Below are 22,795 nucleotides of genomic sequence, written 5' to 3'. Positions count from 1 at the left end.
GACAGGGCCAGGAAAAGTCCACGTCATGTTCGTGTGAAGTTCGGGCGAAGCGCGAACTAACTCGAGGCGACCGGCGCCGAACCCGCTGCCTGTGCTTCCCGCTTGCGCAGGTACCAGATCGACGGTCCTGCCAGAAGCCACGTCACGACGATCACGGATCCGGCCGGGATCAGCGCCACCGTCGCGTTGCGTCCGGCTACCCTGACCAAATCGGGGTCCGTCTTGTAGTACTCCACCTCGATACGTTGTCCCACAGTCAGATTGGTGGGGTAGAGCACGCCGAGTTCGGGGTTGTGATTTGCGCCGTCCGGTGTCACGAAGCTGATCGCCGACCGAAGCGAGCCTGCCGAGAGCACCTCGGCAGTTGCGGTCCCCATGTTCGATTCGATGGTCCGATCGTTGCGCCAGGCACCGAGGACGAGGATGACCGCGAGCACCGAAATGCCGACGGCAACCACCAGCACGCCGATGCGGAAGCGACGCAGAACTGTTTGCGTCACAGCTGTGCCCGCACGGAAGCGTGGAGTTCGCGCAGCCCACTGCGATCTGTCGCGACCTCGAGGACACGGATCCCGTTGGCTGGTTGCGCCAGCGTCGTGGCCAGGGCGTCGACGGTGACAGCTGCGTGTGGCACGCGGTACGCCGCACAGAGCGCGGCCAAGTCCATGCCGTGCGGAGTTCCGAAGACTCGCTCGAAGACTCCCGCGTACTGCGGGTCGCCTTGTTCGAGGAGCTCGAAGATGCCGCCGCCGTCGTCGTTGGCGACGACGATGGTGAGGTCGCTCGGCCTCGGCTCACCGGTCCCGATCAGCAGTCCGGAAGCGTCGTGCAGGAACGTCAGGTCGCCCATGAGGGCGACGGTCCGGCCACCGCCATACGCCAACGCAGCCCCGACCGCCGCCGAGACGGTGCCGTCGATACCTGCGACACCGCGGTTGGAAAGCACACGCACGGCGGGCTTGGGGTAGCTCACGAGGGCCGCGTCGCGAACGGGATTGGATGCGCCGAGCAGAAGCTGGTCACCGTCCACCAACGCATCCATCACGGCCGCTGCGACGTGCAGGCCGGTGGCCTTGGGGTGGGCGTCGAGTTGCTTGCGCACGGCAGTTTCGGCGTGTTCGGTCAGCGCGGCGCACCGAGCGATCCACGCGGGATCTGGCGTTCCGGTGACCACTGCCCTGGTACCGGTGGCGAGTACGTTGCCGGACACGTCGGGCCAGCGCGGCCCGGTTGTCAGCGCGTAGACGTCGACGCTCGGGTCGGCCAACACCTTCGAGACCTGGCGATGCAGCGTCGGGCGGCCGGTGATGATCGCCTGCTTGGGCTTGAGTTGAGAGAGAGCGAGTGGATGCAGCGCGATCCCGTGCATCGGAGCCGTCGGCTCGGCCACCGTCGGCAGCCCGGCCAGCTCGGGTCGAAGCGCACTGCCGTGTCCGGAGATGACGACCGTGTCCGCAGTGAGGTCCAGATCAACCGGAACATCGAGCGTCGCGTTCTGCGTGGTGGTCCAGGCCGCACCGCCGGGACGGCCCTCCGGAACCGGTCCCTGCACGTGCACGTCCGGCACCAGCGGCTCACGGAGCGGGATGTCGAAATGCACGGGGCCCGCGTTTCCGGATCGGGTTCCGCGGGCAGCGGCGAGCACACGGCAGACTGCCGAGCGCCACTGGCTGTTCTGCGTCGAATCGTCCTCGGCCAGGCCCAGGCTGATTGTTGCGCGGACCTGACTGCCGAAGAGCCCGAGCTGTTCGACGGTCTGGTTGGCACCGGTGCCGAGCATCTCGTACGGCCGGTTCGCGCTCAGGACGACAAGCGGCACTCGCGCGTAGTTGGCCTCGAGGACAGCGGGTCCGAGGTTGGCGACGGCGGTCCCGGACGTCATCACGATGGGGACCGGTCGTTTCCCGGCGATTGCCAGTCCGAGTGCCAGAAAGCCTGCGGTCCGCTCGTCGATCCGCATGTGCAGACGCAACCGGCCGTCGAGGTCGGCAGCCTGTAGGGCAAATGCGAGGGGCGCGTTGCGAGAGCCTGGACACAGCACGACTTCACGCACGCCACCACGAACCAGTTCGTCGACGACGGCTGTGGCTTGTGCAGTGGACGGATTCACGCCTTCAAGAGTGTCAGATGTTCGGGCGCAAGCATGCCCAGGGGCGGGGACAGCGGCATTATGTGTGGGTGCGCACACTCTTCGATCCAGCCGAGCTCGAACCCCGCCGGTTCTACCAGCTACTCACCGCTTCGGTGGTCCCCCGGCCGATTGCGTGGGTGTCCACGGTGTCGGCCGACGGCGTCGGCAATCTCGCTCCGTACAGCTTTTTCACCGTGGCAAGTTCGGCGCCGCCGATCGTGCAGTTCACGTCGGTCGGACGTAAGGACAGTCTGCGCAACATCGAAGCGACCGGCGAATTCGTGATCAACCTGGCGACTGCCAGACTCGCCGACGTGGTGAACCAGAGTTCCGCCTTCTACGACGCCGAGGCCGACGAGTTTCTCGAGCTCGGTATCGCGAGTGAGCCGAGCGAGCGGGTTCGCCCCGCCCGGGTCGCCGACTCCCCGATCGCCATCGAATGCACGCTCCACCAGGTCATCGAGGTCGGTAATTCATTTGTCGTGATGGGAAACGTGGTCGCGGTCGCTGTGCGTCCCGAGGCCGTGGCCGACGACGGCCTACCGGACTTCGCGGCAATCGCGCCGATGAGCCGTCTGGGCCGAGCGCAGTGGGGCCTTCCGCCCGAAGTCGTCGAAAAGGACAGACCCACCACTCCACAGCGACGCTAAATCAGGTTAGGGTTACCTGATTAGATACGAGTAACAGATAATCAGGGAGCAACCAGTCATGGCCAAGCGCGCCAAGTTCGTGAAACCGGCCTCACGCAGCATCGTGTCGGCGCAGGTCGTGGCGAACAAGCGAATCAGCCGCAGCTTCATCCGAGTGACCATTGCGGGCGAGGAACTGTCCACCATCGCACCGATGGGTGCCGATCAGTGGTTCCGCATGTTCATCCCGCAACTCGGTCAGAGTGAACTCCGGTTGCCGAGCGCGGCAAGCAATCTCTGGTACGCCCAGTACCTGTTGATGTCCAAGGACACGCGACCTGTCGTGCGCAACTACACGATTCGTGCCTACCGCGCAGCTGGATCAGGCCTCTTCGGCGAGACCACGGAGATCGACATCGACTTCGCTTACCACGGGGACATCGGCCCGGCATCCGCGTGGGCGGACACCGCGTCGGCCGGAGACAAGGTCGCCCTCCTCGACGAGGGGTGCATCTACAACCCCACTCCCGAGGCCACGTGGCAACTGCTCGTCGGCGACGAGAGTGCGCTTCCGGCGATCATCGGCATTCTGGAATCCGCGCCCGCAGATCTGCGGGCCGAGGTCTTCGTCGAGATTCCGAACATCGAAGACAAGCAAGACATTCCGGAGCTGGCGAACGTCAACGTTCATTGGCTCGTTCGCGAGGACGAACACGCAACGCCGGGTGTTCTTACCCTCGAGACCGTCCGCGATGCCAAACTGCCCGAGGGGCCGTCGTACACGTTTGTCGCCGGCGAACAGGCACTTACCACCGGGCTGCGTCGGCACCTGGTGAACGACCGGAAGTTCGCCAAAACCGACATCACCTTCACCGGCTTCTGGCGCCACGGCCATTCGGCTCACTGACGGACTCATCAAAAGCAACGAGCGGCCCGGGAGAAACTCCCGGGCCGCTCGCTGTTTTATGTTCGCTTAGGCAGCGTGCTTCTGGATCAGCTCGCCCAGACGGGGCAGAGCTGCAGTCACATGCTTCTTGGCCGAACCGCGCAGCTTCGAGTACATCGACTTGACGACGGCCTTGTCGCTGCCGTCGATACGCTCGTCCGTCACCTCGAGGAGGGAATCGGCAACCGCGTCACCGCGGGCGCTGATGAAATCGGCGAAGCTGCCTTCACCGGAAGCCGAGAAGTCCTGCCAGTACGGCTCGAGCTTTGCCACGAAAGCCGGCAGAAGCGCGGTGACGGCGTCCGGCACGATGGACGGGCTCACCTTCTTGACCGCGCCGTAGCCACCCTTGAGAGCCAGCCCTGAGGCCCCCGACTTATCCGAAACCTCTGCGTCGATCAAGGTCTGCACGTCCGCGACGACCGCGGGAACCCGTGATTCCTCGAGCAGGGTTTCGTTCAGAGCTGCAACCACTTTCGATCCCTTCATTCTTCACTGATGTTCATCAGGTCGGGCCCGAGACTATACGAAATTCGGCAGGTCCTTACCGCCGAGTATCCGATGGCAGCGCCGAGCACGATCCAGCCACCAGTCGCGCCGGTCCGCCGGCGCGGCCAGCGTCTCGAGTAGAACGGGGTCGGGCTCGACCGCGCCAACGGACAAAGCGCCGTCGACGACTGCCCCGGTGACCGCGACATCCCGGACGAACAGGCCGCCGGTGCCGAGGCCGCAAGCAAACGGAAGCGAAGGCAAAGCTGCCGCGGCAGCCAGCCCCGCTGACATCCCCACAGCCGTGTCCAGCGCACTCGAGACCACCACCGGCACCCCGTAGTCCGCCAGTTGCGCCGACAGCGCCACCACAGCACGCATTCCGCCCAGCGGCGGCACCTTCACGACGGCTACGTCCGCTCCCCCGGCTCGTACGACGCGCAGCGGGTCCTCGGCGCGGCGAATGCTCTCGTCGGCGGCGATCCGCACACCGGTCCCCGCGGCGCGAACCCTGACCAGTTCCTCGACGCTGGCACACGGCTGCTCGGCGTATTCGAGGTCACCGTCCTCGGTGATCGCACGCAAAGCAGTGATCGCCTCGTCCACGCTCCAACCGCCGTTGGCGTCGACGCGCACGTTCGGGATGTGCCGACGCACCTCGTTCACCCGTGCGACGTCCTGCGCCAACGACTGCCCCTTCTCGGCGACCTTGACCTTGGCGGTCCGGGCCCCGGGGAAGCGCTCCAACAATTCCGGAACGCCAGACGCGTCGATCGCCGGCACGGTCGCGTTGACGGGAACTGCGTCACGAAGCGCCGGCGGCGGACCCAGCCACGCCGCTTCGATACCCGCGAGCAGCCACTGCGACGCCTCGTCATCGTCGTACTCGACGAACGGGGCGAATTCTCCCCACCCGGCCGGGCCGCGAACGAGCAGCGCCTCACGAGTCGTGATGCCGCGAAAGCGAACTCGCATCGGCAGCGCGAGCACCACGGCGTCCGCGATCAGATCGTCGAACGAGGGGAACATGTCAGGGCTGTCCCGGAAGCAGTTCGATCATGAGCGCCTCACCGTCGGCGAGGAGCTTGCCGTCGAGATCGGTCAGGCGCGCGCTGACAAAAGTCTTGCGACCCTCGACCCGATCCACCTGCCCCTCGATCACCAGTTGTTGATTGAGCGGAGTGATCGCGCGGTAATTGATGTGGAGGTAGCCGGTGCGGGAGATCGGACGGCCACCCGCGTGGACCGTCATCCCGAAGACGTCGTCGAAAAGCAGGGGCAATACGCCGCCGTGAGCGGCACCGTTGCCGCCCAGGTGGTAGCGACGGAAGACACCGGTACTGCGGACTCCTTCGGTGTCGAACTTCTCGACCATCCACGGAAGCATGAGGAGGCTGCCGCGACCGGGCAGTTGAATGTTGGAACCCGCGGGCGACTTGCCTTCCGGGACCTCGTACGGCGTCAACCGATCGGCAAGCTCCTCGGCCTGCGTGGCGATGTCTGCGAGTACGTCGTCGGGCACGTTGGTCGAGACCGCAAGGTCCTGCAACCTGCGCATTGCCTCGACGAAGCGGCCGAAGTCCGGACCTGCGGGAGTGTGCCGGAACCGTGGAAATCCGCCCCGGTTCTCACCGTCTGTGACGATCTCCGTGCCATCTGCGGTTTGTTCGCTCATGACCTGCACGTTAGCGCGCCCGGGAACGTGTTCTACCTCAGGTATCCGTTAGCCGCGCGAGGCGTGCCTCTATCGTGGCTCAGGTGACCTTCAACCCGCAGCTCTGGCGCCCTGTCCCCGGATTCGAGAACCTCACCGACATCACGTACCACCGGCATGTCAGCCAAGGCACCGTTCGCGTTGCCTTCGACCGACCGGAAGTACGTAATGCGTTCCGCCCGCACACCGTCGACGAGTTGTACCGGGCCCTCGATCACGCCCGCATGACCTCCGACGTGGGAGCGGTGCTGCTTACCGGCAACGGACCGAGCGAGAAGGACGGCGGCTGGGCGTTCTGTTCGGGCGGCGACCAGCGCATCCGTGGCCGCAACGGCTACCAGTATGCCGAAGGTGAAACAGCGGACACCGTCGACAAGGCACGCGCGGGACGCCTGCACATCCTCGAGGTTCAGCGCCTGATCCGCTTCATGCCGAAGGTAGTCATCTGCCTGGTCAACGGCTGGGCTGCGGGCGGCGGCCACAGCCTGCACGTGGTGTGCGACCTGACGCTCGCGAGCCGCGAGCATGCTCGCTTCAAGCAGACCGACGCCGACGTCGGAAGCTTCGACGGCGGCTATGGCAGCGCCTACCTGGCAAAGATGGTGGGCCAGAAGTTCGCCCGCGAGATCTTCTTCCTGGGTGAGACGTACACCGCCGAGGAAATGCATCAGATGGGCGCCGTCAACAAGGTTGTCGACCACGCGGAACTCGAGAACGTCGCGATCGACTGGGCCGGCAAGATCAACGGCAAGTCGCCGCAGGCGCAGCGGATGCTCAAGTACGCGTTTAACCTGCAGGACGACGGGTTGGTCGGTCAGCAGTTGTTCGCCGGTGAGGCAACACGTTTGGCGTACATGACCGACGAGGCCGTCGAGGGTCGTGACTCGTTCCTCGAGAAGCGCGATCCCGATTGGTCACCATATCCCTGGTACTTCTGAGACAGTAGGTGTGAGACGGGAGGCCGGACGTGGAGATTCTGAGTAGCCGTACGATATTGCGCCCGAGCGAGTACGAACGAACGCTGAGCTTCTACCGAGACACCCTCGGTTTGGCGATCGCTCGTGAATATCCAGGCGGCACAGTCTTCTTCGCCGGCCAAGGGCTGATCGAAGTCGCTGCGCACGGCGGCACCGGCGAGGGTGGGTTTCGCGGCGCGATCTGGCTGCAGGTCCGTGACCTCACTGCCGCTCAGACCGAACTGGTTCTCGCCGGGGTCAAGATCGCCCGCGAGGCCAGGCAGGAACCGTGGGGTCTGCACGAGATGTGGATCGCCGACCCCGACGGGACACCGATCGTGATGGTGCAGATCCCGGAGGACCATCCCATCCGACGCGATTCCCGGCCACCGTCCGCGTAGTCGAGACACCGCTGTAGCCGAGACACAGCTGTAGCCGAGCAGTGACAGATGCCCGCCACGACTTTCGTGGCGGGCATCTTTCGGTTCTTCCCAGGGATCAGTTGCGCGTGCTCAACGCCTGCGAGATCTGATCTGTCTGTGCCTGGCCCTCGAGCAGTTGGCGAACCAACCACAGCCGCAGCACCTTTGCCACCGATGCGGCCAGGAAGAGCGCAGCGCCGACCACCGTCAGGGCGAGGAAAACCACGGTGAGGATCTGGTACGACACCAGATCACGCAGGTCCGAGAGCGTCAGCGAGGAGATGTAGACGACGAAGGCGCCGACCACTCCGACGACCATGAGCACCAGGCCGGCGATGCGCGTCGCCGCGTCGCCGCCTGCCTGCTTCTTGTCCAGCTTCAACTCTGCGATGTTCTTCTTGAATTCCTCACGGCGATCTTCGGCGAGAGTAGTCATCGTCATCCTCCTAGATAACTGGTAGAAAGTTCGTTTTCGATGTCGTGGGGATCGCCGGTCTTGACGACGCGTCCCTGCAACATCAGTGCGGCCGAGGTCGCGATGGGCAGCACCGCTCGTGCGAACTGCTCGGCAACCAGAATGGAAATGCCTTCGGCTGCAAGCGAGCCGACGACGTCGTACATCTGCGAGACGATTCGAGGTGCAAGACCCATCGACAGCTCGTCGAGCAGGAGCACCGTCGGGTGAGTGCCGAGTGCCCGCGACAGCGCCAGCATCTGCTGCTCACCACCGGACATCGATCCGGCCAACTGTCCGCGCCGCTCCCCCAGGATCGGGAACCTGCCGTACGCAACCTCTTCGAGTTCGGCCAACCCGACGCCCGTTCCCGTAGCGATCCACAGGTTTTCGCGCACAGTGAGGTTCGCGAAGATCCCGCGTCCCTCGGGGATGGAGCAGATACCCAGCCGCGCCAACTCCGAAGGCTCGACGCCGTTCACGACCTGGCCCGCGAGCCGGAACTCGCCGCGGGTGACGGGCAGGACGCCCGAACATATCTTGAGCGTCGACGTCTTGCCGCCGCCATTGGGTCCGAGCAACGCCACCACGGCGCCCGGTTCGAGGACCAGATCCACGCCGTGCAGAACCTCGATGGACCCGTAACCGGCGCGGACACCGGACAGTTCGAGTAACGGTTCGGCGCGGTCGGGGCTGCGTATACCCTCGCCAATTTTCGCCTCGCCAATTTTCGCTGAAGTCATACCGCCTCCTCCTCGGTCCCGATGTAGGCCGCGATCACTTCCGGATCCGTCCGGATCTTCTCCGGATCACCCGAGGCGAGGACAGCGCCGTAGTCGAGCACGTGAATGGTCGAGCACACCTTCATCACCAGCGGAATGTCGTGCTCCACCAGACAGATTCCGAGTCCACCCGCAGCCAGTTCGGTGAGCATCTCCGCAAAGACCTCGGTTTCCTGCTCGGTCTGACCCGAGGCCGGTTCGTCGAGCAGAAGGACTCGCGGGTCGGTCATGAGGGCTCGTGCAACTTCGACGACGCGAGCACGTCCGGTGGGAATGTCCGCGACGTCCTTGTCAGCGACATCCGTGAGCCCGGTCAGCTCCAGCAGGCGATCGGTCTCGCCGTCCACGTCGATCTTGTTGCGGCCGTTGGCCTTGTGGATGTCTCCCGCGACGCGCAGGTTGTCACGCACCGACAGCGAGACGAACAGCTCGAGCCGCTGGAAGGTACGTGCCAGCCCCCGACCCGCACGCTTGTGCGGCGGCAGCTTCGTCACGTCGACGCCACCGAGGAACACCTGACCGGACGTGGGTTTCTGCAGCCCGGTGATGGTGTTGAAGAGCGTCGTCTTACCGGCGCCGTTCGGTCCGATGAGACCCGTCACCGTGCCGGGTTGCACGGTGAGCGAAACGTCCTTGACCGCGACGTGTCCACCGAAACGAACGCTCACACCGCGTGTTTCGAGAAGTGGTGCATCAGACATGAGCGGTCAACTCCTTCGGCGAGCCGCCCTGGTACTGAGGAATCCCCAGTTCGCGGTCGATCTCGTCACGGATCTCGGGGCTGTACGGAACGACGATCCCGACGTCCTCGGGAACGATTGTCGACTTGGCGGCCAGTTCTTCCGGGGTGAGAACCGCACTGGGCATGACCATCTCACCGATCACCGGCAGCATGAACACCACGGCAATCGTGATGGATGCGAACCACCAGTTGCCGAGCACGCCGGCCAGGGCAAGGACGTACGTCAGCAGAACAACTGCGGCGCCGCCGATCAGAACCGGCTTGGCGTCGGCAAGCCTTCGGTAGCCCTCGATCACGGTGTGGACCGTTCCGCTGGGGTTCGCGCCGACACCGATGCCGATCAGTGCCGGGCTGACGGCCGCGATGTTGCCGAAGAGCAGCCACATTCCCTCCAACTCCGGTTGCGCCGAAGCCAGATTGGTGAACGAGACCATGATGACTGCAAACCCGATTCCGGCCATCAGTCCACCGAACAGGGCGCCGGTGACGTACCCGATACCCGCGACGACGGTCAGCATGAGCAGCGAGAGGCTGACCATGATGGCAAAGCTTTCGCCCGAAACGGAGCCCATGGCGCTCGACATCAGAATGCCGCCGAGGCCGGCGATCCCCGAGGAGATCATGAAGACGCTGAGCTTGAGCCGAACCAGGCTCTGCCCGAGCATGGCCGAACCGGCCGGGCTGTCCTTCATCGCAGCGAGTCGGCGCCCGTAGCCACTGTTACGCAACGCGATGACGCCGACGCCGAGTACTGAGAACAGCGCGGTCACGGTCATCAGGAACACCGTCTCGTTGCTCAGATCGAGCGGGCCGATCTTCAGCGGCGGTAGGGCGATGTTGCCGTCCTTGAACAGCGAGTACTTCATGCCGAACATCTCGTGTTCGGTGGTGTCACGAAGGACCATGTTGGAGAGGAACACTCCGAAGGCCATGGTCGCAAGCGCCAGATACAGCCCTCGCAGCCGCAGCGCCGGCAGGGCAACCAGGCCGCCGATGACTGCGGTGACCAGGACTCCGACGACGATGCCCCACAGGTTGAGGTGCGCGGCCAATCCGGAACCGGAAATCCCGAAGTGGAAGGCCACGATGGTGGCGATAGCGCCGAAAGACACCGGCGCCAAGTTCAATTCACCCGCATAGCCGGTGAGGAGGGTGAGCGAGAGTGCGATGATCGCGAACGTCATTCCGATGGTCAGTGTGGTGACCGCGGACGTCACCATCAGCAGACGAATCAGGTAGACGATGACGATCAGTGCCACGCCCCAGACGACGGCCTTGCGCACGCTCGGCACGTGGTACCGCTCGCGAGTACGGGTGACCGCGCCACGCAACCGGTCCTGTGGGAGCACGATCAGCACCACGAACAGCGCGATCATGGGCAGGGAGACACGGAAATTCGACGTCCAACTCCAACTCGTCGGGAAGTACGCCAATACGTACGTACCGGCAAGCCCGAGAACTACGGCGCCGACAAACGTGCGCGGGATGCTGCGCAACCGGCCGAACATGGCCGCGGCAAACGCGTCGATCACCAAGAGTGTCAGCATGTTCGCTTCGAGCGTGCCGCCGCTGATCGGGGTGATCAGGATGCCGGCGAGGACGGCGAGCGTCGAACCCATCGCCCACGAGAGTGCCGCGAGGCGCTCCGGATTGTGCCCGTTGAGGCGCAGTAGTTCCGGATCGTCGACGACGCCGCGCATCGCGACGCCGGCGCGGGTGCGCGTGAACAGGATCCGCAGGCCGACCGCGATGGCGATCGCAACGAGGATGCAGATCAACTCGTGGTAGCGAATGCTCGCACCGAACACCGTGATCTTGGACTGGTCGCCGAAGAACATCTGCATCGTCCGAGCAGTTTCGGGGTGCCAGAACCAGTGCGAGATCGAGAGCATTCCGAGCAGGATCGAGACCGTCACAACGATTTTGGTGACCTCGGCGGTATCGCGCAGACCCTTCATGATCAGGACGTACAGGCCGAGGCCCATCAGTGGCCCGACCAGGACGAGTGAAATCAGCAAAGCGACCACGGTGGGAAGTTCCCAGCCGTAGCGCAACTGCCAGTAGATGAACGCACCGAGCATTGCCTGTGCACCGTGCGCGAAGTTGAAGATGCCTGACGTGTTGTACGTGAGCACCAGCCCGGAGGCGGCGATCGCGTACACCGACCCCAGGACCAGGCCCAGGATCGTGAAAGTGACAAAAGTGTTCATGGCTGAACCCTCGTTAGGGACTCGGGCGGTGGTTGGCGCTCACCGCCCGAGTCAGGAGAATCAGGACTGCGGCTTGATGACGTTCGGGTTCTGGTATTTCGTCGACACGCGGTCGGTGCCGAGTTCGGTTCCCCAGGTGCTCTTGTCGGTCGCGACGAGGTACTTGGGGTCACACTTGAATTCGCCCGCGGTCGACGGGAACGCCTGCGAGTAGGTATTGCCCTTCAGCGCGGTCGTGAGTCCGCAAGTGGCCGGCATGTTCTTGCCGGGATCGGTGGCGGCGTGCAGTCCGCCGCCATCCCACTCGTGAATGTTCGAGAGTTCGTCGACCATGCACTGGCGCGTCAGATCGCTGCCGCACTCGTCCGCGGCGGCTGCCCACAGCAGGAACGACGACGCCGCCTGCATACCGAGGAGCGCGGTCTTGCCGCCCTGCTCGGAGACCAGATCGACGTACTTCTTCACTGCGGGCACCTTGTCCGCGTTCTCGAGCATCTGGAAGGTCATGCCCGCGTTGAGGTTGTCGAGCAGTCCGGTGTCCTTGTTCCAATCGGAGACGGTCGCGCCGTACCAGGTGGCTTCACCGAAGAAGATGGGATCGATCCCGACCTGGTCGAGGGCCTTGACGAAGTTCAGCTCCGAAGGGCTCGCCGATCGTGACGTCCAGATCCCCTTCGCGCCGCACTCCTTGAACTTCTCGGCAAACGGCACGTAGCTCGATTCACCCTCGTAGTTGAGGGTGACGCCACAATCCTTGAGCTTGAAGCCCGCAGCCTCGGCAATCGAACGAATCTTCGTGGTGGAGCTGATGATCGTGGGCATCGTGCTGTTGACGACGTCGAAGTCGTTCACCAGGTCGGGGTGCATCTCGGCCATCTGGAACCACTGCGAGCCGTTCGCGTAGTCGACCGGGAACGGGACACCCTGGAATGTCATCGGCCCGTTGGCTGCGTCGGGCGAGACGGTGAAGCCTGGCACGGACACCAGGTTGCACGCGACACGCGTCTGCTCGGCGGTCTGATCCATCGCGAAGCCGTAGCCGACCATCATGAACTGGCTTGCGCACGCTTCCTGCATGACCGAGTTGGCCTGTGTCATCGCGGCGTCGTAGTCGGTTCCGACGACCTTGCGGCCGTTAATGCCGCCCTGATCGTTGCACCACGAGATGAGCGCGTTCACCGCGTCGCTCATTTCCTTGTTCAGCCCGGGAGACTTCACGTACCCGCGGTCGTCGCCGAATCCGATCTTGATCTCGGTGTCGCTGACGCCCTGATCGGTTGCCCCGGTGGCATCACCTTCGCCACACGGCGAATCGAGGGTGCCGAACTTGGCATCGGAGGTGCTCGACGCGACGTCGGCGCTGACGCCTGATCCGCCGACGGCAACGGCGTAGGGATCGTCACCACGATTCGATGCGCAGGCTGATGCCAGAACGGCGGTCGCGGCGAGTGCCACGATCAGCTTCGTGGACTTCTTGGGCTTCACGGTCGGAGCTCTCCTTCTCACTGACAGACACCGAGATACAGGGGTGAAACCCCTGTTCCGGTGCGCTCGGTGCCCGTAGGTAATCAGCGTTTAAAACGGCCCGAATGTGCCTTCCCGGTGAGTGAGACCAAAAAGTGAGGTCCCACACAGGGTTCGAAATTCGTGGCGCTGAACACATCACGAACGGCAGCGCCGCAGCCCACGCGCGGCGACGTACTCCACGGAGCCGCTGTTCGCATCCCGTTCGCTGTACTTTTACGCGTTCGATACGCACAATTCACGTTGTGACCGCAGAGCTTTTAATCCTCCTGGTGGTAGTAGTCACCGCCCTCGCGTTCGATTTCACGAATGGTTTTCACGACACGGGTAACGCAATGGCCACCTCCATCGCGACCGGTGCACTCAAGCCCAAAGTTGCGGTCACACTTTCCGCGATCCTGAACCTGGTCGGTGCGTTCCTCTCCGTCGAGGTCGCCGCAACCGTGGCCAAAGGCGTCGTCAACCTCGGCGCGGTCAGTGGGCAGGATCTGCTGCTGATCGTGTTCGCCGGTCTTGTCGGCGGAATCATCTGGAATCTGGCGACCTGGCTGCTCGGATTGCCGTCGAGTTCCTCGCACGCACTGTTCGGCGGATTGATCGGCGCCGCAATCGCCTCCATCGGTATGGGCGGCGTCGAATGGGGTGGCGTTCTGACCAAGGTCGTCGTGCCCGCAATCCTCGCGCCGGTCGTCGCGGCTCTGGTCGCCGGCGTCGGCACCAAGCTCGTGTACCGAATCACCGCATCCGTCAAGGAAGACGAGCGTGAGCGCGGTTTCCGCTACGGCCAGATCGGCACCGCCTCACTGATCTCACTTGCGCACGGCACCAATGACGCCCAGAAGACGATGGGCGTCATCTTTTTGGCCCTGGTCGCTCACGGCACCATCACCGCCGAAACCGAGATGCCGTTCTGGGTGAAGTTCACCTGTGCCGTCGCGATCGCTCTCGGCACCTACCTCGGCGGTTGGCGCATCATCCGCACCCTGGGCAAGGGCCTTGTCGAGATCGCTGCGCCGCAGGGTCTGGCAGCCGAAGCATCGTCGGCCGCCATCATCCTCACGTCGAGCCATCTCGGACTCCCCCTCTCGACCACCCACGTCGCCACCGGATCCATCCTCGGCACCGGCATCGGCCGCAAAGGCGCGGAGGTCCGCTGGGGCGTCGCAGGCCGGATGGCCGCCGCCTGGCTGATCACGCTGCCGTCGGCCGCCGTCGTCGGCGCTATCTGCTGGGCACTCGCGCATCTGGTCGGCGGACTGGCCGGGGTGCTCGTCGTCTTCGCTGCCCTCATCGCGTTCGCGATCTTCATGTACCTGCGCTCGCGTAAGGAACCCGTAGACGCGGCCAACGTGACCGCCGAATGGGACGAGAATCCGGATGTGACGGCTCGAGAGATTCCGGTCGCCGATCCCACTCCGTCCACCGAACCCACTCGCAACTCCTGAAAGGGGCGCAAGAGAATGCATCTACTCACCGATACCCTCGATTCGCTCTGGCAGGTAGTGGCAGTCGGACTGCTCTTCGGAGCCGGACTGCCGGCGATCTTCGCCTTCGGCCTCAAGTCGCTGAGCCTGCCGAACGCCGACGGCACCGAAGGACCGTCCACCCTGGGTAAAATGGGTGCGTACCTCTGTTTTGCGGTCGTGCTCGTCACGATCTTCGCCGGAATACTGTTGTTGATGAAGAACTTCTTGGCCAGCACGTTCGGAATCCACGTCTTCTGAGTGGTCGTCACGGCACACCACTGAAACCACCGAAACGAAAATGAGGCCGAGGATTTGAGCAAGTATTCATTGCGCAGCGTGCTCGACTGGCTGCGTGCCGGGTACCCCGAGGGCATCCCGGACAAGGATCATTTTGCGCTGCTCGCCGTTCTCCGTCGTCGTCTGACCGACGAGGAGATCGAGCAGGTCGTTTCGATGTCCATCGAGTCCGCACACGAGGTACCGGACCGGCACGTCGACTACGACACCATCCGCGCAATCATCGAGGGAATCCTCAACGAGGAGCCTTCCGAGGACGACGTCGATCGTGTCAGCGAGAGACTGCGTGCAGGTGGGTGGCCGGTCATCGAAGACGCGGAATCCGACAACGAAGTTCGAGACGTGAGCTGACGTCATGGCCCTTCCGCCCTTCCTCACGTCGATAGTCGGCTGGTTGCGGGCCGGCTATCCCAATGGCGTCCCTGAGCAGGACTACATCCCCCTCTTCGCACTTCTCACTCGCAGACTCTCCGAAACCGAGGTCGACGCCGTCGCCGACGCGTTGATCGAGGACGGCGATCTGCCCATCGAGAAGACCGACATCCAGGTCCTCATCACGAAGATCACCAACGAGATGCCACTCGAAACCGACGTCGACCGCGTGCGAAGCCATCTGGCTGCCGGTGGATGGCCGCTGGCCGGGCCGGACGTCCGGTGAACGTTCTTCGCACACTGGCCGTTCCGCAGGGTGAGGCGATTTTCGAGGTCCTGCCGCGCATCGCGCAGATCCTCGAAGGCAAGCACGACGCCGTGCTCCCCGTCCCGGCGGCCGACGCGCGCGAGACGGCCCGCCTGAGCGGCGCTCTGCACCCCGATCAGCCCATCGACGACGGTGTTTCGCTGGTAGTCGCAACCTCGGGAACCACCGGCACTCCGAAGGGTGCGATGCTCGCGGCGAGCGCACTGCGGGCCAGCGGCGACGCGACGCATGAACGCCTCGGCGGGCCGGGAACCTGGTTGCTGGTTCTCCCTCCGCACCACATCGCCGGGATGCAGGTTCTGTTGCGCAGTGTCCTCGCCGGAACACAACCGGTGATCGTCGACGTCAGTGCGGGTTTCGACCCGGCGGCCTTGCCGGGCGCTGTCGCCGCGATGAGCGGACCGCGCCGCTACACCTCGTTGGTGCCGACGCAGCTGGTCAAGGCACTCGGTGATCGCGTCGCGGTCGAGGCGTTGGCTTCGCTCGACGCTGTCCTGCTCGGCGGCGCTGCGACTCCCGCACCGGTACTCGCGCAGGCCACCGAAGCTGGCATCACCGTCGTCCGCACCTACGGGATGAGTGAGACGTCGGGCGGCTGTGTGTACGACGGAATCCCGTTGTCCGGGGCAAAGATTCGCATCGACGACGGCCGGGTTCTGCTGGGCGGGCCGATGCTCGCGTCCGGGTACCGCGGGCTTCCCGACCACCCTGCCTTCGCCGAGCCCGGGTGGTTCCGGACCGACGACGCCGGATCGGTGGTCGACGGGGTCCTGCGCATCAGCGGCCGACTGGACGAAGCTATCTCCACCGGCGGGCTGACCGTCGTACCGCAGGTGGTCGAGGCCGCGTTGGCAGATCACCCCGCCGTACGCGAGTGCGCGGTGATCGGCATCGAGGACCCGCGGCTCGGGCAGCGGGTGGTGGCAGTGGTCGTACCGGAGGGCGAAGCTCCGACGCTCGAGGAACTGCGCACACATGCTCAGCGGACACTCGACGTCACCGCAGCCCCGCGCGAACTGTTCGTTGTGGACGCGCTCCCCCTGCGTGGACCGGGCAAGCTCGACCGCGCCGCCCTGGTGGCTCGGTTCAGCTAGCAGCCGCAGCACTATTGTTCAGCCGCAGGCCTGACCAGCCCCGCGGCTGCACAATCAGCGCGCGGCTGCGCGGAGGCAAGCCCGCTCGAACCTTTCCCGGACGCGTTCGAAGTCGCGAAGATCCGCCCACACCCAGCGGAACACCTCGAACCCCGCGTCCCGGATCGCGTCCTCACGCAGTTTCTCGCGCTCTACCGCCCTGCCCGGATTGTCGCCGCGGTACTTGACCATCCCGTCGAACTCGCCCACCACACCGTGCTTTTTCCAGAAGAAGTCGACTCGTCCGATGAACCGCCCACCGTGACGGATCTCGTGCTGCAGGGTCGGCTTCGGCCAACCGTCGGCGCGCATGCGTACGCGGCTGATGGACTCCCCTGGGCTCTCGGCACCCGGTTCGATGAACTCCGCCGCCACTCGCGCACGACTCATGCCCAGCCTTCCGCGCGCATGATCGAGCGAAGCGTCGACGTCCTCACGTCTCATCCCGCGTCGCAGGGCGCAATCGCCGATCACCACGGCGTTCTCGAACGACGTCGTCCGTGCGAGGTCGACGAACGTTCGCGCAAGTGACGTGGTTGCGACACCGTCGATCAGCACGACCTCCTCGGGCGGGACCACTGCTGGATGAAGATGCAAGGTCTGACTCTTCCGCCCACCCGAGCACCGGTTACGCGTCATGTGCACGGCGCCCAATCGCAATCCGCCGCAATCCAATCCGTGCATGACCGCTGCCGAAGCGTGGCTCACGATCGCACCTGGACCACAGGTTTCAGCGGCCGCGAGGACAGCGCACCGGTGGCGTGCTCTCTCATCGAGTTCGCGAAAGTGATCGGCTCGCATGTAGATCCCCGCTGCGATTCGGTACAGCTCACCGCGCCTGACCGCTCGCTGCAACTGCGCGTCGCTGGTGCCGTCCCGGTGAGCCTGCGCCCGCGTGAGAATTCCCATGCAGCGAGCGTGACGCCATCGCGCCCGCACACCGACAAACAAGATCCGTCTGGGGATTGTCTGCCGGTTGTGGAGCACCGACCTCGCGCGCTGTGCAAGTAACCGCAAGTTCCACGCAAGGTCCATGCAAGATCGATCTGCCAAGCTTCACCCCATGAACCACACAGCTTCGCCTCTTGCCATCGAGGCCGACGGACTCGTCAAGAAGTTCGGCGAGCACCGCGCGGTCGACGGCGTCAGCCTCACCGTCCCCACCGGCTCGGTCTTCGGCGTCCTCGGGCCGAACGGCGCCGGCAAGACCACCACCGTCCGCATGCTCGCCACCCTCCTTCGTCCCGACGGCGGTGAGGCGCGCATCTTCGGCCACGACGTCAGCCGTGAACCCACCGCAGTCCGCTCCCTGATCGGCGTCACCGGGCAGTATGCCTCCGTCGACGAGGACCTGACCGCGACCGAGAACCTCGTGATCTTCTCGCGACTGCTCGGCCTGAGCCGCCGCGATGCGCGGACCAAGTCCCTCGAACTCCTCGAAGAGTTCGACCTGGCCGAGGCAGCAAGCAAGCCGCTCAAGAACTTCTCCGGTGGTATGCGTCGACGCCTCGACCTGGCAGCCAGCCTGATCGCCCGCCCGCCGCTGCTGTTCCTCGACGAGCCCACCACGGGCCTCGATCCGCGCACCCGCGCCCAGATGTGGGTGACCATCCGGCGATTGGTCGCCGAGGGTTCGACGGTGTTGCTCACCACGCAGTACCTGGATGAGGCCGATCAGTTGGCGGATCGCATCGCGGTGATCGACCGCGGCCGCGTGATCGCCAACGGCACTGCCGACGAACTCAAGGCTTCGGTCGGGATCTCCTCGCTCCAGCTCAAGCTGGTCGATCGTGATCGCACCGAGGAAGCTCGCTCACTCATCGCGTCGGCGCTCGGTGTCGAGGTAGGTGTCACGCCCGAGGTCGGACGGATCACCGCCCCGTTGAGCGACCCGTCGATCACCGCCGACCTGCTGATCCGCCTGCGCGAGCAAGGTATCGCCGTCGACGAGATCAACGTACAGAAACCCAGCCTGGACGAAGTGTTCCTGACCATCACCGGGCACCAACCCGAAGACGGTGGACGCAACGACGCCCAGTCCGACAACGACTCCGATCGGAGCGTCGCATGACAACCACCCTCACCAAACCCCGGTCACCGATAGCCCAGCCGGATGCCGCACCCCGCCGCATCAGCCTGCAGCAGAGCTTCGCGAACACGTTCACGATGGCGTACCGCGGAATTCTCAAGATCAAGCACAACCCCGAGCAACTGTTCGACGTCGTCATCCAGCCGATCATCTTCACGTTGATGTTCACGTACATCTTCGGCGGCGCGATCGCCGGTGACGTGACGGCATATCTGCCGACGATCATCCCCGGCATTCTCGTTCAGACCGTCATCACCGGTTCCATCGTCACGGGCACTCAGCTTCGTGAGGACATGGACAAGGGCGTGTTCGATCGCTTCAAGTCCCTTCCCATCGCTCGTATCGCCCCGCTGTCCGGTGCATTGCTCGCCGACGTCGTGCGCTACGGCATCGCCACGACCATCACGTTCATCGTCGGTTTCGCGATGGGTTACCGCCCCGCGGGCGGCGTGGTCGGCATTCTGTCCGCCGCGATCCTGGTCATGGTGTGCGCGTTCTCGATCAGCTGGATCTTCGCCCTCATGGGCGTGCTGATGAACAAAGCGTCCACGGTGCAGGGCGTTTCGATGCTCGTGCTGTTCCCGCTGACGTTCCTGTCGAATGCGTTCGTCGATCCTGCCACCATGCCGAGTTGGCTTCAGAAGTTCGTGAACGTCAATCCGGTCTCACACCTGGTAACCGCGGTTCGCGAGCTGGCCAACGACGGTCACTTCGGTATCCACGTCGTGTGGTCGTTGGTCGGCGCCGCGGTGATCGTTGCCGTCATGGCACCTCTGACCGTCCGGATGTACATGCGCAAGACCTAAGTCCCGCACCACTGTCCAGCTCTAATCGAGCACCGGTCCGCGAAGCACAGCCAACGCTGCTTCGCGGACCGCTCTGCGTGAGTAGCCCGACACCTTTTCGGTTTCCACGGACCACCTGTCGGCTCCGACCACACCAACGGCGAAGTCGGACAGGCGCGCATGGTGGAGCGAGACGAAGTCTTGTCTCCCGGGCATTTTCAACGACAGAGCCATCAGTTCGACCCCGCGGTCGATGTTGCCCGTGACAAGATCGAACGACCCGATCGCCGACGCCAAGGAACCCGCGAGCGGCAGGTCCGCATAACCGTTCGGATCGAACTTGAGAGCACTCGAATCCTTCATCTGCAGAACCCGACCGGCTACGAGTTCGTGTCGTCCGTGAACGACGTGAGCACACACTGCCGCGGCACCGAGCAGAACGACGAAGGGATCACCGAAGATGTTCTCGATTGCAGGACCCAACAACTCCAGGGCTTCTCGATAGCGAGCCAGGCCGTCCTCGATACGGCCGTCCGCGAGATCCGCCTCGGCAATGCTCGCCATGAGCGCCGCGCGCCGTTGATCGGTTTCGATCGCACCGGTCCCGGTCGAGTGCGCCAAGGCCGGGCGCGCCCGATCGAGAAGTGTTCGCCCGCCGGCGGTGTCACCGGATGCGATCATCGCTCCCGCTTGAAAGCAGATGAGCTGCATCGCCTCGTCACGCGCGCCGAGACGTTCCATCGACGCCGCCGCAATCGCGTAGAACGCAATGGCGTCGCCGTAGCGGGCGGACTGGCTGTGAACCGACCCGACATGCTGGGCTGCCATCGCCAGTCCCCATTCGTCACCGACACTGGTCGCGTAGTCGAACAGAGCCTGCCCGTCGAGCAATGCGCCGCGCAGATCGCCGATGTTCTCCCGCATGTTGGAACGCGCGGACAGCGCAGCCATTCGGGTCTCGGGGTCGGGGCTGCGAACGCCCTCCGCGACCAACCGCGCAAGTTTGTGGTTGGCGATCCCACTCGTGGAAAGTCTGATCAGAAACGCAAACAACGGACCGAGATCATCGCGCTCTCGCAACAACTTTCGAAGACGAACCCGTGCGCGGGCATGGTTTCGATCGGCCTCCCCGAAATAGAGATGCATCGCCACCAGGATGAACGTGGCGCCCACCAGTTCCGCATTCACGTCGCGCAGATCGTTGTCCGCGGTAGCCCCGACGATCTTCGACGCCCAGTTCGAGATTTCCGAGTTCGATCCACGCACTGCCCACAGAATCGCAAGGACGGGAAAGACATTGGCCACGGTGACCGCGTCGCCGCGCTCCACTGCCCAGCGAAGAACTGCGAGAAGGTTGTCGTGCTCGGCGTCCAGGTCGGCAATCAGACGCAGCTGATCGGTGCGCGCACGCACGACGGCGTCCTCGGCGATCGCGATCGCCCAGTCATCGAGGCGCCGAATCACTTCCGGCCCCTCTCCGGACGCGGCGAGTTGCTCCTCGCCGTATTCACGGACCGTCTCGAGCATGTAGTAGCGAAGCTCACCCTCCCCGTCGCTGACGGAAAGAAGAGACTGATTCACCAGCGCTTCGACCGCACCGGCCACATCGGTCAACTCGCCCCACCCGGCAACGGCCTGCGCCGAGGAAAGCGTGAAGCCTGCCGGGAATCGGCACAACCGACGCAGCGCAATCTGATCGCCGCCGCCCAGCAGATTCCAACTCCAGTCGATCACCGCGTGCAGAGTGCGATGCCGATCCGGAGACGTCGGATCATCGGAGCGCAACAACGCGAACCGATCTCGCAGTCTCGAACCGATTTCGTCGACGCTCATCGTCCGGACCCGGGCGGCCGCGAGTTCGATCGCCAACGGGAGTCCGTCGAGCGTCGTACACAGCTTGACGACGGCGTCGACGTCCAGATGAACCGACGGCCGCACCGCGCGGGCTCTCGCCGAGAAGAGTTCGACTGCCGAGCCGGTTCCGTCGTCGATCGCCAACGGCGGCAACGGGTACACAGCCTCGGCGCTGATCATGAGCGGCGATCGACTGGTGGTCAGTACCGTCAGCTGACGGCCGGCCGCGATCATCTCGGCCACGATCTCCGAACACGCGCCGATCACGTGCTCGCAGTTGTCGAGGATGAGCAACATCGGACCGGCGGACAGCGCCTCTTTGAGTCGTTCTCGCGCCGAATGTGTCCGGCCGACGGTCAATTTGCCTGGAGCCAGGTCGGATTCACTGATTCCGAGGGTGCCGCCGATGGCCGCGATCACATCTTCGCTGCTGCGCAGCGACGCCAACTCCACCAGTACCACCGAGACGCCCGGCTGATTCACGGATGTACGTTGGCCCAATTCGTGTGCAAGACGGGTCTTTCCGGCACCGCCGGGTCCGAGAATCGTCACCACACGTGAGCGGGCGAGCAAGGATTCGATTTGGTCGATGTCGTTGTCGCGACCGAGCAGGGTGTTGGGGGCAGCGCGCAGGCCGATCGCACGCGCAGCCCGCGGTATTGCCGCCGGCGCCCCCAGAAGTTCTGCGTTCAGAGTCACCAGTGCAGGTGACGGATCAGCGCCCAGACGGTTGGCGAGATGGTTGCGGAACTCCGCGAACACCTCGAGTGCTTCGTTGACCCGGCCGGCTCCGGCGAGCGCACGCATCAGCGCTTCGGCTGCCGTGTCGTCGAATGGATTCGCCAGGTGCCGTCCGCGCACCAGTGGGATGGCTGCCGCGTACTCCCCCAGCGTGAGGCACGCGTCGATCTGCGCCGTCTCCAGTTCGTCGTACACGCGGCCCGCGTCGAGCGCCAGACGATCTGCGACGTCGCCGACGACGTCGCTCCCGGGTGTGCCGCGCCACAGGCGCAGCGCCTCGGTCGCGGCCGCAAGTGACTCGGACGCGTCCGCGTCGCCGGCGTGCAGACGACGAGCCGCGTCCGCTGCCCGGGCCAGGTCGACGCGCGCTCTGGCGAGAGTGAGCCGGTATCCGGCCGCCGTGACCTCGAGGGCCCCGTCCGGGAGTGCAGATCGCAAGCGCGAGACCTGAGTGTGGAGGGCGTTCATCGGTGAGCGCGGCGGCTCCAGCCCCCAGACGTCGTCGATCAGGCTCTGCGCGGTGCGTGGCTCACCGGGATTGCGAGCCAGCGCAACCAGCAGAGTTCGAGCTCGCGGACCCGGCAGCGGAACCAGGCGATCGCCCACTTTGGTCGAAACGGGTCCGAGCAAGGCAATGTCTGCCAGGTCTTCGCCCGACTGCGCGTACCTGGCGCGCTCACTCACGTCTCGAGTCATGTGCTGATCCACCGCGTTCGATCGTATTGCACAGT

23 protein-coding genes are annotated in these 22,795 nt (G+C 64.6%); 11 read left to right on the top strand and 12 right to left on the bottom strand.

Annotated elements, in window-relative coordinates:
• Positions 1–56: 56 nt before the first annotated feature.
• Positions 57–500, bottom strand: coding sequence for a DUF3592 domain-containing protein (locus tag ACFQ6Y_RS24805; RefSeq protein WP_378638307.1), 444 nt, complete (start codon positions 498–500; stop codon positions 57–59).
• The gene (gene menD / locus ACFQ6Y_RS24800) at positions 497–2,110 is read right to left on the bottom strand and encodes a 2-succinyl-5-enolpyruvyl-6-hydroxy-3-cyclohexene-1-carboxylic-acid synthase (RefSeq protein ID WP_378638303.1); all 1,614 of its coding nucleotides are present in this window, start codon (positions 2,108–2,110) and stop codon (positions 497–499) included. Before menD ends, ACFQ6Y_RS24805 begins: the two co-directional genes overlap by 4 nt.
• 68 nt (positions 2,111–2,178) lie before the next feature.
• On the opposite strand from menD, the gene ACFQ6Y_RS24795 reads away from it, so the two are divergent.
• Positions 2,179–2,781 (top strand): flavin reductase family protein, encoded by a 603-nt coding sequence (locus tag ACFQ6Y_RS24795; protein ID WP_378638298.1) that lies wholly within the window; start codon positions 2,179–2,181, stop codon positions 2,779–2,781.
• Positions 2,782–2,839: 58 nt separating this feature from the next.
• A complete protein-coding gene (locus tag ACFQ6Y_RS24790) occupies positions 2,840–3,667 on the top strand; it encodes a siderophore-interacting protein (protein ID WP_378638293.1) in 828 nt (275 codons plus the stop codon).
• A 66-nt stretch (positions 3,668–3,733) separates the two neighbouring features.
• Here the strand turns inward: ACFQ6Y_RS24790 and ACFQ6Y_RS24785 are convergent, their stop codons facing one another.
• The 3 genes from ACFQ6Y_RS24785 to ACFQ6Y_RS24775 are packed head-to-tail and all read right to left on the bottom strand — an operon-like array spanning position 3,734 to position 5,870.
• The gene (locus ACFQ6Y_RS24785) at positions 3,734–4,180 is read right to left on the bottom strand and encodes a DUF6918 family protein (protein ID WP_378447170.1); all 447 of its coding nucleotides are present in this window, start codon (positions 4,178–4,180) and stop codon (positions 3,734–3,736) included.
• 48 nt (positions 4,181–4,228) lie between these two features.
• Positions 4,229–5,224, bottom strand: a complete 996-nt coding sequence (locus ACFQ6Y_RS24780; protein WP_378638289.1) for an o-succinylbenzoate synthase — start codon at positions 5,222–5,224, stop codon at positions 4,229–4,231.
• A gap of 1 nt (position 5,225) precedes the next feature.
• Positions 5,226–5,870: a PaaI family thioesterase gene (locus tag ACFQ6Y_RS24775; protein WP_378447168.1), complete on the bottom strand. Its 645-nt coding sequence runs from the start codon at positions 5,868–5,870 to the stop codon at positions 5,226–5,228.
• 83 nt (positions 5,871–5,953) lie between these two features.
• Here ACFQ6Y_RS24775 and ACFQ6Y_RS24770 point away from each other — a divergent pair, with 83 nt between their 5' ends.
• Positions 5,954–6,847, top strand: a complete 894-nt coding sequence (locus ACFQ6Y_RS24770) for a 1,4-dihydroxy-2-naphthoyl-CoA synthase (protein WP_378537616.1) — start codon at positions 5,954–5,956, stop codon at positions 6,845–6,847.
• 29 nt (positions 6,848–6,876) lie between these two features.
• Positions 6,877–7,266 carry a VOC family protein gene (locus ACFQ6Y_RS24765; RefSeq protein ID WP_019744328.1) on the top strand — a complete coding sequence of 130 codons (390 nt, stop codon included), beginning with the start codon at positions 6,877–6,879 and terminating at the stop codon, positions 7,264–7,266.
• 97 nt (positions 7,267–7,363) lie between these two features.
• On the opposite strand, the gene ACFQ6Y_RS24760 is transcribed toward ACFQ6Y_RS24765, so the two are convergent.
• From ACFQ6Y_RS24760 to ACFQ6Y_RS24740, 5 genes are read right to left on the bottom strand one after another with little or no spacing between them, the layout of a single operon-like run.
• The gene (locus ACFQ6Y_RS24760; protein ID WP_003942018.1) at positions 7,364–7,723 is read right to left on the bottom strand and encodes a hypothetical protein; all 360 of its coding nucleotides are present in this window, start codon (positions 7,721–7,723) and stop codon (positions 7,364–7,366) included.
• 2 nt (positions 7,724–7,725) lie between these two features.
• On the bottom strand, positions 7,726–8,484 hold the full coding sequence (locus ACFQ6Y_RS24755; RefSeq protein WP_378638251.1) for an ABC transporter ATP-binding protein: 759 nt from the start codon (positions 8,482–8,484) through the stop codon (positions 7,726–7,728).
• Positions 8,481–9,224 (bottom strand): ABC transporter ATP-binding protein, encoded by a 744-nt coding sequence (locus ACFQ6Y_RS24750; protein ID WP_050656716.1) that lies wholly within the window; start codon positions 9,222–9,224, stop codon positions 8,481–8,483. The genes ACFQ6Y_RS24755 and ACFQ6Y_RS24750 overlap by 4 nt, the downstream gene beginning before the upstream one ends.
• Complete coding sequence (locus ACFQ6Y_RS24745; RefSeq protein WP_378638242.1) at positions 9,217–11,475, bottom strand: ABC transporter permease; 2,259 nt, start codon at positions 11,473–11,475, stop codon at positions 9,217–9,219. The genes ACFQ6Y_RS24750 and ACFQ6Y_RS24745 overlap by 8 nt, the downstream gene beginning before the upstream one ends.
• Positions 11,476–11,535: 60 nt before the next feature.
• Positions 11,536–12,960 carry an ABC transporter substrate-binding protein gene (locus ACFQ6Y_RS24740; RefSeq protein WP_378638237.1) on the bottom strand — a complete coding sequence of 475 codons (1,425 nt, stop codon included), beginning with the start codon at positions 12,958–12,960 and terminating at the stop codon, positions 11,536–11,538.
• Between the two features lie 284 nt (positions 12,961–13,244).
• Here ACFQ6Y_RS24740 and ACFQ6Y_RS24735 point away from each other — a divergent pair, with 284 nt between their 5' ends.
• Genes ACFQ6Y_RS24735 through menE form a run of 5 tightly spaced genes read left to right on the top strand, consistent with a single transcriptional unit; the run spans position 13,245 to position 16,556 of the window.
• Complete coding sequence (locus ACFQ6Y_RS24735) at positions 13,245–14,444, top strand: anion permease (RefSeq protein ID WP_378537606.1); 1,200 nt, start codon at positions 13,245–13,247, stop codon at positions 14,442–14,444.
• A gap of 15 nt (positions 14,445–14,459) precedes the next feature.
• Positions 14,460–14,723: a hypothetical protein gene (locus tag ACFQ6Y_RS24730; protein WP_003942079.1), complete on the top strand. Its 264-nt coding sequence runs from the start codon at positions 14,460–14,462 to the stop codon at positions 14,721–14,723.
• Between the two features lie 54 nt (positions 14,724–14,777).
• Positions 14,778–15,113 carry a DUF3349 domain-containing protein gene (locus ACFQ6Y_RS24725; protein WP_378447163.1) on the top strand — a complete coding sequence of 112 codons (336 nt, stop codon included), beginning with the start codon at positions 14,778–14,780 and terminating at the stop codon, positions 15,111–15,113.
• 4 nt (positions 15,114–15,117) lie between these two features.
• Entirely contained in the window at positions 15,118–15,420 is a 303-nt protein-coding gene (locus tag ACFQ6Y_RS24720) for a DUF3349 domain-containing protein (RefSeq protein WP_003941976.1), read from the top strand.
• The gene (gene menE, locus ACFQ6Y_RS24715; RefSeq protein ID WP_378638232.1) at positions 15,390–16,556 is read left to right on the top strand and encodes an o-succinylbenzoate--CoA ligase; all 1,167 of its coding nucleotides are present in this window, start codon (positions 15,390–15,392) and stop codon (positions 16,554–16,556) included. Before ACFQ6Y_RS24720 ends, menE begins: the two co-directional genes overlap by 31 nt.
• Positions 16,557–16,610: 54 nt before the next feature.
• On the opposite strand, the gene ACFQ6Y_RS24710 is transcribed toward menE, so the two are convergent.
• The gene (locus tag ACFQ6Y_RS24710; RefSeq protein ID WP_378638228.1) at positions 16,611–17,504 is read right to left on the bottom strand and encodes a hypothetical protein; all 894 of its coding nucleotides are present in this window, start codon (positions 17,502–17,504) and stop codon (positions 16,611–16,613) included.
• 154 nt (positions 17,505–17,658) lie between these two features.
• Between ACFQ6Y_RS24710 and ACFQ6Y_RS24705 the strand changes: the two genes are divergently transcribed.
• Together ACFQ6Y_RS24705 and ACFQ6Y_RS24700 are read left to right on the top strand one after the other, a co-directional pair.
• Complete coding sequence (locus tag ACFQ6Y_RS24705) at positions 17,659–18,666, top strand: ATP-binding cassette domain-containing protein (RefSeq protein WP_378638225.1); 1,008 nt, start codon at positions 17,659–17,661, stop codon at positions 18,664–18,666.
• Complete coding sequence (locus tag ACFQ6Y_RS24700; protein ID WP_003941848.1) at positions 18,663–19,490, top strand: ABC transporter permease; 828 nt, start codon at positions 18,663–18,665, stop codon at positions 19,488–19,490. The genes ACFQ6Y_RS24705 and ACFQ6Y_RS24700 overlap by 4 nt, the downstream gene beginning before the upstream one ends.
• A gap of 21 nt (positions 19,491–19,511) precedes the next feature.
• Here ACFQ6Y_RS24700 and ACFQ6Y_RS24695 read toward each other — a convergent pair whose 3' ends face one another.
• On the bottom strand, positions 19,512–22,760 hold the full coding sequence (locus ACFQ6Y_RS24695; RefSeq protein ID WP_378638220.1) for a BTAD domain-containing putative transcriptional regulator: 3,249 nt from the start codon (positions 22,758–22,760) through the stop codon (positions 19,512–19,514).
• Between the last annotated feature and the right edge of the window lie 35 nt (positions 22,761–22,795).

The organism is Rhodococcus sp. NPDC056516 (assembly GCF_042794655.1).
Lineage (GTDB): Bacteria > Actinomycetota > Actinomycetes > Mycobacteriales > Mycobacteriaceae > Rhodococcus_F.
This window is presented reverse-complemented; position numbering and strand designations above follow the sequence as displayed.